Raw genomic sequence first — 11,786 nt, 5'->3', positions numbered from 1 at the left:
CGGGTCGCCGAGCAGGCATTGCGCGAGCAGCAAGCGCTGACGTTCGCCGCCAGACAACTCGGACAAAGGACGCGCGGCGAGCGCGCGGCCATCGACGAGATCGAGCACGCGATCCACGTCGGCTTGTGCCGCGGCACTTGCACGCGGCAAACCCCAGCGGTGACCGTCGGCGGCCATCGCGACAAAATCGCGGCCACGCACGCGCCGTCCGGCAAGACCGCTGCGTATCTGCGGCATATAACCAATCGATGCATTGCCGCGCACCACCGCCGCGCCGTTCACGCGGATCGCGCCTTGGGACAAGGGCAGGAGCCCCAGCATCGCGCGCATGAGCGTGGTCTTCCCGGCGCCATTCGGCCCCAGCACGCCGATAAACTCACCCGCCGCGACGCTGAAGCTCGCGTCGTTCAGGATCGGCCGGCCGCCGAGTTCAAGCGTGACGTGCTCGACGGTTAGCGCCCCCGCTTTTGTCGATGCCGTCATCAAGACGCATCCTCGAACGTCCAAACACTCATCTCGTCTTTCCCTGCAACGCAGCCGACAACGCGTCGAGCTGCGAGGTCATCCATGTCTGGAAGGTCTTGCCGGCGGGCAGCGTCTCGGTGACGCTGATGCTCGGCACGTGTGAATCGTGAGCTACTTTCAGCATGCGCTTGGTCAACGCTTCCGATGCCTGACTGTTATAGATCAGCACGTGCACCTGACGATCACGCAAATCCTTTTCGAACGCGGCGATATCCGAGGCGCTCGGTTCCGTATCGTTCATGGCGGCAAGCTGGAAGCGGGCATTGCGCATATCGAGGCCGATCGCATCGGACATATAGCCGAATACAGGTTCCGTGGCCGTCACGGGCACGCCCTTGAACTGGCTTTTGAGCGCGGCGACACGCGTGTCGATGGGTTTCAACGACGTCAGGAACGTATCCAGTCGCGCATCGTAATCAGCCTTGTGCGCCGGGTCTGCCTGGACCAGATACGCGCTTACCGCTTTTGCGACAGTCGGCATGGTGGCCGGGTCATACCAAAGGTGGGGATTATCGCCGGATTTCTTGCCCGCCAGTTGAGCCGCGACGATTGTCGTGCGTCCTTTTCCCTTTGATGCCCCAAGCAGCTTGTCCATCCACGGATCGTAGTCGGCGCCGTTATACACGACAAGCGCCGCGTTCTGCAACGCGCGGGCGGTCTTCGGGCTGGCTTCGAAGAGATGCGGATCTTCGTCCGGGTTGCTCAGGATGCTGGTCACTTGGACGTGATTGCCGCCGAGTTGCTGCACCACATCGCCGTAGAAATTCTCGGCCGCGACCACCGCGACTGTCCCGTTGGCCGCGGTTTGCGCCACGGCTGTCCCGCCGAAGCTTGCAGAGAAAAGGGCAGTGCAGGTCAATAAAGCAGCGACAAGTTTGCTCATGGCGTTTCCTGGGATGGGTTTGTAAGGACGAGGAGCCCAGATCAAAGGCGACGTCCGAATTGACCGCGATGATATAACGTATCACTCGATCATGCACCTTTGGACGTCTGACCAAAGCATGTCGAGCACGCTTTCGGGCGTATCGACGCGTCCCGCAAAGCCACGCCGGTTGGGGTTTTCCCGCAGTTTTAGGTGCCTTTCCCGCGTCGCAGCATCGAAACATCACAACGTGCCTTGACACCGCCTCACGCGTCACCGATCATTCGACCACGCAGAGAGCAATTGATCACGCGATGAGCGTTCGCTCACTGCCCGAGCGAACAAAGCGGTCAAAAGACGAACCGGAGACAACCGTGAAATTGCAGGACAAGGTAGCTATCGTGACGGGTGCGGCCAGCGGTATCGGCGAAGCGGTCACCAAACGATTCCTGGACGAAGGCGCAAAGGTCGTCGTCGTCGATTTGAAAGATGAAGCCGAACTGGCGCAGCGCTTTGCGGATTACGCGGGCAACGTACTGGCAGTCAAAGCCGACGTCACCAGGCGCGAGGATCTGGAGCGCATTGTCTCTTCTACCGTCGACAAGTTCGGCGGCATCGACATCCTGTACAACAACGCGGCGCTCTTCGACATGCGCCCGATCCTCGACGAATCCTGGGACATCTTCGATCGTCTTTTCGCGGTGAACGTGAAAGGCATGTTCTTCCTGATGCAGCTCGTCGCGCAGCAAATGGTCAAGCAAGGCCGTGGCGGCAAGATCGTCAACATGTCGTCGCAGGCGGGTCGCCGCGGCGAGGCGCTAGTTTCCCACTATTGCGCAACCAAGGCCGCCGTGATCAGCTACACGCAATCGGCAGCACTTGGTCTTGCGCAGCATGGCATCAACGTGAACAGCATCGCACCGGGCGTGGTCGATACCCCGATGTGGGAAACCGTCGATGCGCTTTTCGCAAAATATGAAAACCGTCCGCTCGGCGAGAAGAAGCGCCTGGTCGGCGAAGCGGTACCGCTGGGGCGTATGGGCCTGCCGAACGATCTGACGGGCGCGGCCTTGTTCCTGGTATCGGCGGATTCGGATTACATCACCGCGCAGACGCTGAATGTGGATGGCGGCAACTGGATGAGCTGAACCTGTGGGCGGCGATGGCATTGAAAGCCGCATCGAAATCCGCCCGCAACGAATTCACGTTTCACGAGTACCAGAAAGTACGTAGTAGCCCGTATCAATCCGATCAGCCGATGATCGACGCGTCATGCAAGCCCGCAGCACGAGCGCCGTGCTAACGATAAAGGAGACGAAACAACATGAAACGCGCCACATTCACTCTTAAAAACCTGCCGATGCGCTCATTCGCGTGCGCCGCATTCGCTGCTGCCGCGCTTGTGCCGGTTGCCTCGAAGGCCGCGACCGTGACCATCGCGACACTTAACAACCCGGACATGATCGAGTTGAAGAAGCTGTCGCCGGCGTTCGAAAAAGCCAATCCGGATATCCAGTTGAAGTGGGTCATCCTGGAAGAAAACGTGCTGCGTCAGCGTGCCACCACCGACATCACCACGAACAGTGGCCAGTTCGACGTGATGGCGATCGGTACGTACGAAGCGCCGCAATGGGGCAAGCGCGGCTGGCTCGTGCCAATGACGAATCTCCCGGCTGACTACGATCTCGACGACGTGGTGAAGACCGCACGCGATGGCCTCTCGTATAACGGCCAGTTGTACGCACTGCCGTTCTATGTCGAAAGCTCGATGACGTATTACCGCAAGGACCTGTTCGAAGCGGCCGGCCTGAAGATGCCGGATCAGCCGACCTACGACCAGATCAAGCAATTCGCCGACAAGCTTACCGACAAAGCCAAGGGCCAGTACGGCATCTGCTTGCGCGGCAAGGCGGGCTGGGGCGAGAACATGGCGTTCGTATCGACGCTCGTGAATACGTACGGCGGCCGCTGGTTCGACGAGAACTGGAAGGCGCAGCTCGACACGCCGGAATGGCACAAGGCGATCACGTTCTACGCCGACTTGCTGAAGAACGACGGTCCTCCGGGAGCCAGCTCGAACGGTTTCAACGAGAACCTGACGCTGATGTCATCGGGCAAGTGCGCAATGTGGATCGATGCCACGGTTGCAGCCGGCATGCTCTACAACAAGTCGCAATCGCAAGTCGCGGACAAGATCGGCTTTGCTGCAGCGCCGGTTGCCGTGACGCCGAAGGGCTCGCACTGGTTGTGGTCGTGGTCGCTGGCCATTCCGAAGACGTCGAAGTCGCAAGACGCCGCGAAGAAGTTCGCGACGTGGGCAACATCGAAGGAATACATCCAGTTGGCTGCGAAAGATGAAGGCTGGGCATCGGTTCCTCCGGGCACGCGCAAGTCGACCTACGCCAATCCTGAGTACAAGAAGGCTGCGCCGTTTGGCGACTTCGTGCTGAGCGCAATTGAATCGGCTAACCCGAACGATTCTTCGATGAAGAAGATTCCGTACACCGGCGTTCAGTTCGTCGGCATTCCGGAGTTCCAGTCGTTCGGAACGGTGGTCGGCCAGTCGATTGCAGGCGTGGTCGCAGGACAAACCACTGTCGATGCAGCATTGAAAGCAGGCAACGCGACCGCGGACCGTGCGGTGAAGCAAGCCGGTTATCAAAAGTAATCCGAAGTAAGTTCTCTGGCAGTCGAGGCCCACACTCCTGGCGCCTAATGTAGTACAGCAGGCCGCGCCGCTCTTTCATCAAGAGCCCACGCGCGCGGCCTGCGCTTCATCGAGAGGTGACACGACCATGAGTCAACTTAATCCCCCCATATCGAATACGTACGCGGAGTCCGCGGCGGAGCGCGACAAGAAACGCGCGAAGTCGGTGCGCTGGCTGATCACGCCGTCGACTGCCGTATTGTTTTTGTGGATGGCCATCCCGCTTGCGATGACCATCTGGTATTCGTTTTCGAAATACAACTTGCTGAACCCGGACGTAAAGGGCTTCGCTGGCCTCGATAATTACGAGTTCCTCGCGACCGACCCGGCCTTCGGTCCGTCGATTGTCCATACGCTGGTGCTGATCGGTTCCGTGCTTGCCATTACCGTGATCGGCGGCGTGCTGCTCGCAGTGTTGTTCGATCGGAAGTTCATCGGGCAGGGCATTGCGCGATTGCTGGTGATTGCCCCGTTCTTCGTCATGCCGACGGTCAGCGCGCTGATCTGGAAGAACATGATCCTGCACCCGGTCTACGGACTGGTCGCTTCAGCAATGCGATCGATGGGGATGCAGCCGATCGACTGGTTTGGCGAGTATCCACTTTTTGCGGTGATCATGATAGTCGCGTGGCAATGGCTGCCGTTCGCGTTCCTGATTCTCTTCACGGCCATCCAGTCGCTCGACCAGGAGCAAAAGGAAGCGGCGCGGATCGACGGTGCGGGCGCTTTCTCGATGTTCTTCTACATCACGCTGCCGCACCTGAAGCGCGCGATTGCCGTGGTCGTGATGATGGAAACCATTTTCCTGCTGTCGATCTTCGCCGAAATCTATACGACAACCGGCGGCGGTCCCGGCACAGCGACGACCAACCTGTCATACCTGATCTACTCGCTTGGCTTGCAGCAATTCGACGTGGGCCTGGCATCGGCGGGCGGCATTCTGGCGGTCGTGCTGGCGAATATCGTGGCGTTCTTCCTCGTGCGGATGCTCTCGAAGAACCTGAAAGGGGAGTACGAATCATGAGCCATCCCGTTACCGCAACAACGTCCGCGCCGTTTCTCGATACGCTCAAGCGCAGCGTGCTTGGCGTGATTGCCTGGCTGTTCGCGCTGCTGCTGTTCTTCCCGATCTTCTGGATGACCATCACGGCATTCAAGACCGAGCAGCAGGCGTATTCGTCGTCGCTCTTTTTCACGCCGACACTCGACAGTTTTCGCGAGGTCTTCGCGCGCAGCAACTACTTTGCGTTCGCGTGGAATTCCATCCTGATCTCAGTCGGCGTCACGGTGATCTGCTTGTTGTTCGCCGTGCCGTGCGCCTATGCAATGGCGTTCTTCCCGACGAAGAAGACGCAGAAGGTTCTGCTGTGGATGCTGTCGACGAAGATGATGCCGTCGGTCGGCGTGCTGGTGCCGATCTACTTGTTGTGGAAGAACACCGGCATGCTCGACACCGTGTGGGGCTTGATCATCGTTTATACGCTGATCAATTTGCCGATCGCCGTATGGATGTCGTACACGTACTTCAACGAGATCCCGCGCGACATTCTGGAAGCAGGCCGTATAGATGGCGCGGCGACGTGGCAGGAAATCGTCTATCTGCTCATGCCCATGTCTTTGCCGGGACTCGCGTCCACGGGTCTGCTGCTCGTGATCCTGTCATGGAACGAGGCATTCTGGAGCATCAACTTGTCGAGCTCGAACGCGGCGCCGCTGACAGTGTTCATCGCTTCGTATTCAAGTCCTGAAGGGTTGTTCTGGGCCAAGCTTTCGGCGGCGTCGTTGCTGGCGGTTGCGCCAATTCTGATCGTCGGCTGGCTGTCGCAGAAACAGCTCGTGCGCGGACTGACCTTCGGCGCAGTGAAGTAGCGCAGTGACGTCGTACATGTAGCACTTTAGAGGCCGATCCAGTGAACTTGAACTTGTCCCAAGCCGGCGCAGCGGGTGCATCCAGTGCAGCCGCTGCCCACGACGATCACCTGCTGATCTGCGATTGCGACGGCGTGCTGATCGACAGCGAAGCCATCGCGGGCCGCATGCTCGTGCAGGAGATCGAGACGCTCTGGCCCGGCGTGGCCGCTGAACCGATCGTCACGCCGCTGCTCGGACTGCGCATTGAAACGGTCCTCAGGCGGGCGGCTGAAACGCTTGGGCAGACGCTCGATGCCGCGCAGATCGATGCAATCCGGGCGGTCGTGGAAGCGTCGGCGGTAGAAGCGCCGGCGGTCGATGGCATTGATTCAGCGCTCGGCCGCATCTCGCTGCGCAAGGCCTGCGCGAGCAACAGTTTTACGTCGTATGTGGAAGCCGTGCTGAGCCGCACGGGCCTCGTGCGCTATTTCGGCGAGCGTCTTTTTTGCGCCGACACGGTCGCGAATCCGAAGCCCGCGCCCGACGTGTATCTGGCGGCTGCACGCACCTTGCGTGTCGCGCCCGAGCGTTGCGTGGTGGTGGAAGACAGCGTGACCGGCGTGACGGCGGCGTCAGCGGCGGGTATGACGGTGCTGGGTTTCGTGGGCGGCGGTCATGCAAGTGAAGGACAAATCGATGCGCTGAAACGTGCTGGCGCAAGTGTCGTGTTCGACGAGATGGGGCAGCTCCCCGGGCTTGTCGAACAGTGGCTGCAAAACGCAAGCTTTGAACTGCCTTGAGCCTTGTGCTCGCAGAAAACAAAGCGAAGTTAAAGACGGAGACTCCATCATGGCAAGCCTTAATCTGCGCAACATCAACAAGCGCTACGAAGAAACCGAAGTCATTCGCAGCGTGAACCTCGATATCGCCGACGGTGAGTTCGTCGTGTTCGTGGGCCCGAGCGGTTGCGGCAAGTCCACGTTGATGCGGATGATCGCCGGACTCGAAGACATCAGCGGCGGCGACCTGACCATCGACGGCGTGCGTGTGAACGACGTGCCGCCCGCCAAGCGCGGCATTGCGATGGTGTTCCAGTCGTACGCGCTGTATCCGCACATGACGCTCTACGACAACATGGCGTTTGGTCTCAAGCTTGCGGGCACCAAGAAGCCGGAAATCGATGCCGCGGTCAAGCAAGCGGCGAAGATCCTGCACATCGATCATTTGCTCGATAGGAAACCGAAGCAGTTGTCGGGTGGTCAGCGTCAGCGTGTGGCGATCGGCCGGGCGATCACGCGCAAGCCGAAGGTGTTCCTCTTCGATGAACCGCTTTCCAACCTCGACGCCGCATTGCGCGTGAAGATGCGCCTGGAATTCGCGCGCCTGCACGACGAGTTGAAGACCACGATGATCTACGTGACGCACGATCAGGTCGAAGCCATGACGCTCGCGGACAAGATCGTGGTGCTGTCGGCGGGGAATGTGGAGCAGGTCGGTACGCCGAATCAGCTTTATCACGCGCCGCAGAACAAGTTCGTGGCGGGTTTTATCGGTTCGCCGAAGATGAATTTCTTCAATGGCGAAGTCACGCAAGTGCTGAGCGATGGCGTGCTCGTCAAGTATGAAACAGGCGAGACGCAACGCGCTGCAGTTGAACCGGGCAGCGTCAAGGTCGGCGATTTGGTGACAGTCGGGATTCGTGCCGAGCATCTCCATGCGGGCACAGCGGCGACTGTGGAGCACGGGGTATCAGCGAAGACGATGGCCGTCGAGTCGCTCGGCGATGCCGCGTATCTGTACGCGGAGTCATCGGTGGCGCCGGAGGGGATCATCGCCCGGATTCCGCCGCTCGAGCGTCATTCGCGAGGCGAAGTGCTGAAGCTTGGCGCAATGCCCGAGCATTGCCATTTGTTCAATGCCGAGGGCATTGCATATCAACGGAAGATCGTCGAGGTGTTGTCGGCGGCTTGATTTTCCGAGTGAGCATCAACAAACGCCCGGCATGTCCGGGCGTTTTGCATTTATGGCCCGTGCGCCATTTTTTAAGATCAGTCTGATTCTGTCGATCCGCTTTCTTTGATGATATCCCGAGGTTGATAGATTTCACCAAACTAGGAGGGGACGCGAAAATGAGAAGGTTTGACGGGTTATATGTAGGCCGAGGCTTCATCAAGAATCATAGCCAGGTTCCACGACCGCTGTGGAATGACGAAGCAAACCGAGCCATCCCATGACCCAAACCCGCACGCTCGCCGTGCAAGGCGCCGCATTACCCCGGTTTCGCGATCAATCGATTCTCACCCCGGTGCGCCTCTCCGGCACTGAAACGCTTGGCGAGTTGTTCGAATACACGCTTGAACTCAAAACTCCCGATTCCCTAGCCTTCTCCCCGAGCCTTGCGGCGGACATCGACCTCAATGCACTGATCGGTACTGAAATCACGTGCCTGATCGAGCTGGAAGGCAACGGGCAATTCATCGCGGGCATGATGGGAAACCTGGGTGCAGCCAACGTCGGTGCGAGCACGCGGGAAATCTCGGGACTTGTATCCAGCGCCCGAATTCTGCGCGAAGAAGGCCGCTCGGTCGTCTACGGTTTGACGATCGTCCCGTGGCTGTGGCTCACCATCAAAAACCAGGATAGTCGCCTGTTTCAGGACATGTCGGTGATCGACATCTCGGATGCAGTGCTCGGCGAATATTCCTTTCCCGTCGAAAAGCGCCTGGTCGAGCGGTACCCGGCCCGCGATATCCAGCGGCAACACTGGGAAAGCGATTTCACATTCCTCGCCCGGCTGTGGCAGGAATGGGGGATCTACTTCTGGTTCGATCACAGCGACGGCAAGCATCGACTGGTACTGTGCGATTCGATCGGTGCCCACAAACCGCACGGCGATGCGTACAAAACAATCCGCTACGAAGCGCCAACGGGCCAGCGTATCGATGAAGAACACATTCATGCGTTGAGCGTAGTCAGCACACTAACGACCGGCGGTGTCGCAAGCATCGACTACGACTACGCGTGGCCGCGCGCTGATCTCAGCGCGAAACGCGAAGATCCACGCGATACCGCGTTTGCGCGTCAGGAACATTACGAATGGGGCGATTATGCGCAGCCGCAAGCGGGCGCATCTGGCCTCTCGGGAGAACATAACCAGCCGGAAGACGAAGCGAAGTTATTAACGCTAGTCCGCGTACAGGCGCTGCGATGCATGGGGTTGCGCACACATGGTATCGGCAATATCCGGGGGCTCGTGACCGGCCAGACGTTCAACCTCACGCATGCACCGCAGATCCAGTCGAATCGGGAATATCTGGTCGCCTCCAGCACGCTCGATATTGAAAATGTCGGCGAGGAAAGCTTGCCCGGTGGGTCGCCCGCAAACGGCCAGCGGTACGCATGCGAAACCCGATTCGTGATTCAGCCGAGCAACGAGGCGTTTCGCTCGCAGCGTACGCTCGCAAAACCGCGCACGCATGGGCCAGAAACGGCGGTTGTCGTCGGTCCTGAAAACCAGCAAATCTGGACCGATGCCTATGGGCGCATCAAGGTTCAGTATCTGTGGGACCGCGCGGGGCAAAACAACGAGCGATCGAGTTGCTGGATGCGCGTTTCATCGCCGTGGCAAGGCAATCAATTTGGTGCAATTCATTTGCCGCGTATCGGGCAGGAAGTGATTGTGGATCATCTGCGGGGCGATCCGGATCTGCCGATCGTGACCGGGCGCGTGGTGAACGCGTTCCAGTTGCCGAATTGGAAGCTGCCGGATAACCAGGCGTTATCGGGCTTTCGCAGTCACGAGTTAAACGGTGGCCGCGCCAATCATCTGCTGATGGACGATACAGAAGGCAAGATCCAGACGCAGTTGTCGAGCGATCACGCGCTCTCGCAACTGAACCTGGGCAGCATCACGCGCGTTCCCGGCAATGCAGGGCGTGAGGATGCACGCGGTGAAGGGTTCGAGCTGCGCACCGATGAACACGGCGTCGTGCGCGCCGCAGCCGGGATGTTGATCACGACCGAGGCGCGGCAGAACGCGCAATCGCACGCGAAGGATATGGGCGAGACGGTTCAACGACTGACGCAGGCGCGTGAGTTGCAGGAGAATCTGACCGAGCTTGCGCAGCAACATGCGGCGCAAGACGAAGGCATGGACCAGGGCGAGGTCGCAAAGGCGCTCGCGGCGCAAAACGACGCAATCCGGGGCGGCACAGAAACCGGCGACAACGCGTTCCCCGAATTCACCGAGCCGCATTTGACGCTCGCCAGTCCCGCGGGAATTCAAAGCACTACTGCGGGCAGTACGCACATTGCGAGTGGTCAGCATCTTGCGTTGACCACGGGTGGACACGTGGGGATAGCTGCCGGGCAGGGGGCGTTCGCCAGTGTGGCGCGGGGGGCACGTTTCTTCGCACGTAAGCTGGGCATCAGCGCGATAGCGGCATCTGACAACGTGCGCATTGAAGCAAAGCAGGACGGCATCGATATTCGTGCGCGGGAAGTGATCGAATTCATGAGCACCACCGACTGGATCAACCTGACCGCAAAAAAGGGGATCCGGCTCAACGGCGGCGGCGCGGAGCTGGAGATCAGCGCGAAGGGGATTACTGGCTACACGGATGGTGCGTTTCAGATACACGCGAGCGACCACCAGACGCAGGGGCGAAAGGCGAAACCGGTGAAGCTGCCATTAAGCGACATCAGTCAGGCGAAGATGGCCGAGCACTTCGTGCTGATGGAGCGGGGGTCTGGGCTGCGCCTGCCGGGACAGCGCTACCGGATCGCACTCGCAGATGGTCAGTTGATCGAGGGCACGACCAATGAGTTGGGCGAAACTGCGCTGGTGCTGAGCGAAAGCATGCAAATGGCGACACTCGAGTTTCTGCGCAATGACGGCACGGACAATGCCATCTCGGTTCACACGCCCATGCTGATAAACAGCGCCGATGACGCCGCGAGTGCGCAGCCATCGGTGGCTTTGGAAAAGCGGCCGGTGGGCAAGCAGCAAATCGGCATGCGTTCGGCGCAGTTCAACGATGTGCAGCCCACGAGCGCAGGCAGGGACGCGATGTACGCGCAATGCAGTCCGAACAACTGGGGCATGCGCTATTCCACAGTACGCGACAAGGCGAGCGGGCAACTGGAGTATCCGGTTGCGCGCGAATACGTGCGGGCAATGCGTGTGTGTTTGCTCGAGCAGGTGCAGTGGGGGCAGACGTATCTGGGGCCGGAGGGGAGTAAGGCGGTGTTGCGGCTCAGTTGGCCTTTGAGTAAAGATGATAAGCAGACGGTTGCAGATCTGGTAGCGCCGATAGTTGGGACAGCGCTGTCTGCGCCGTCTGTGGCGGCGTTTGGAATTCCTAAATCGGCATGGCCCGTCATTGCGATCCAAAAATTCAAAGGAGGAAACGCCGTTGCAATGGGCATGTTCACCGGATCGACATGGGAACTGGCCGTCAATGAATTATGGCTGGAAGGGATTTTTAAAGATCTACCGTCCGACAAGGATGGCGCCGCCGAATTCAGAAGAACACTGACCCACTCCGTGCGAGAACTGGCGAAGACGCTGTATCACGAGGCGCGGCATTGCCAGCAATCGTTCTGGATCAATGCGATGGTTCAGCAACAGCCGCAGAACTTTGCGCAAACACCAAAAATTAGCAAGTGGCCGGCCGTTTCGGCGGCACAGAGTGATGACGCGCTCGCAGCCATCAAACTTGCGGCAAAACTAGCGGTACCTGATGAGCCCTCCGCGCTTATCGGCATCAAGCGAATGGCAATTGGCGAATACCTCCGAGAAGTCAGCGTCTGGCAGGCGAGCCGGTGGTATCCATCGTTTGC

8 protein-coding genes and 1 pseudogene are annotated in these 11,786 nt (G+C 59.4%); 7 read left to right on the top strand and 2 right to left on the bottom strand.

The annotated features are described in order from the left end of the window. Both ACFFAR_RS13005 and ACFFAR_RS13000 read right to left on the bottom strand, forming a co-directional pair. The coding region (locus tag ACFFAR_RS13005; protein ID WP_375507973.1) for an ATP-binding cassette domain-containing protein at positions 1-483 on the bottom strand (483 nt) is incomplete at its 3' end. Positions 484-511: 28 nt separating this feature from the next. Further along, on the bottom strand, positions 512-1,408 hold the full coding sequence (locus ACFFAR_RS13000; protein ID WP_174364412.1) for a metal ABC transporter solute-binding protein, Zn/Mn family: 897 nt from the start codon (positions 1,406-1,408) through the stop codon (positions 512-514). Positions 1,409-1,761: 353 nt separating this feature from the next. Here ACFFAR_RS13000 and ACFFAR_RS12995 point away from each other — a divergent pair, with 353 nt between their 5' ends. From ACFFAR_RS12995 to ACFFAR_RS12965, 7 genes and pseudogenes are all read left to right on the top strand, one after another. Next, positions 1,762-2,535 (top strand): L-iditol 2-dehydrogenase, encoded by a 774-nt coding sequence (locus ACFFAR_RS12995; RefSeq protein ID WP_062000722.1) that lies wholly within the window; start codon positions 1,762-1,764, stop codon positions 2,533-2,535. 176 nt (positions 2,536-2,711) lie between these two features. Beyond that, positions 2,712-4,055, top strand: coding sequence for a sugar ABC transporter substrate-binding protein (locus ACFFAR_RS12990; protein WP_061998680.1), 1,344 nt, complete (start codon positions 2,712-2,714; stop codon positions 4,053-4,055). 199 nt (positions 4,056-4,254) lie between these two features. Then, positions 4,255-5,118, top strand: a pseudogene (locus tag ACFFAR_RS12985) (carbohydrate ABC transporter permease); the annotation flags it as partial. After that, positions 5,115-5,963, top strand: coding sequence for a carbohydrate ABC transporter permease (locus tag ACFFAR_RS12980; RefSeq protein ID WP_061998682.1), 849 nt, complete (start codon positions 5,115-5,117; stop codon positions 5,961-5,963). The pseudogene ACFFAR_RS12985 and the gene ACFFAR_RS12980, both read left to right, overlap by 4 nt. Before the next feature lie 53 nt (positions 5,964-6,016). Then, positions 6,017-6,745: an HAD-IA family hydrolase gene (locus ACFFAR_RS12975; protein WP_174364269.1), complete on the top strand. Its 729-nt coding sequence runs from the start codon at positions 6,017-6,019 to the stop codon at positions 6,743-6,745. A gap of 49 nt (positions 6,746-6,794) precedes the next feature. After that, positions 6,795-7,916 carry an ABC transporter ATP-binding protein gene (locus tag ACFFAR_RS12970; RefSeq protein WP_062169370.1) on the top strand — a complete coding sequence of 374 codons (1,122 nt, stop codon included), beginning with the start codon at positions 6,795-6,797 and terminating at the stop codon, positions 7,914-7,916. A 259-nt stretch (positions 7,917-8,175) separates the two neighbouring features. After that, positions 8,176-11,786: type VI secretion system Vgr family protein (locus tag ACFFAR_RS12965; RefSeq protein WP_375507972.1), on the top strand; the 3,611-nt coding region annotated here is incomplete at its 3' end.

The organism is uncultured Caballeronia sp., assembly GCF_964243625.1.
In the GTDB taxonomy this organism is placed as follows: Bacteria; Pseudomonadota; Gammaproteobacteria; order Burkholderiales; family Burkholderiaceae; genus Caballeronia.
Note: the sequence above shows the minus strand (reverse complement) of the source record. Positions and strands in the feature narration are given on the sequence as shown.

Excerpts from the sequence above, each read along its gene's own strand:
- ACFFAR_RS13000 (WP_174364412.1), bottom strand. The coding sequence starts at position 1,408 with ATGAGCAAACTTGTCGCTGCTTTATTGACCTGCACTGCCCTTTTCTCT.
- ACFFAR_RS12990 (WP_061998680.1), top strand. The coding sequence starts at position 2,712 with ATGAAACGCGCCACATTCACTCTTAAAAACCTGCCGATGCGCTCATTC.
- ACFFAR_RS12980 (WP_061998682.1), top strand. The coding sequence starts at position 5,115 with ATGAGCCATCCCGTTACCGCAACAACGTCCGCGCCGTTTCTCGATACG.
- ACFFAR_RS12970 (WP_062169370.1), top strand. The coding sequence starts at position 6,795 with ATGGCAAGCCTTAATCTGCGCAACATCAACAAGCGCTACGAAGAAACC.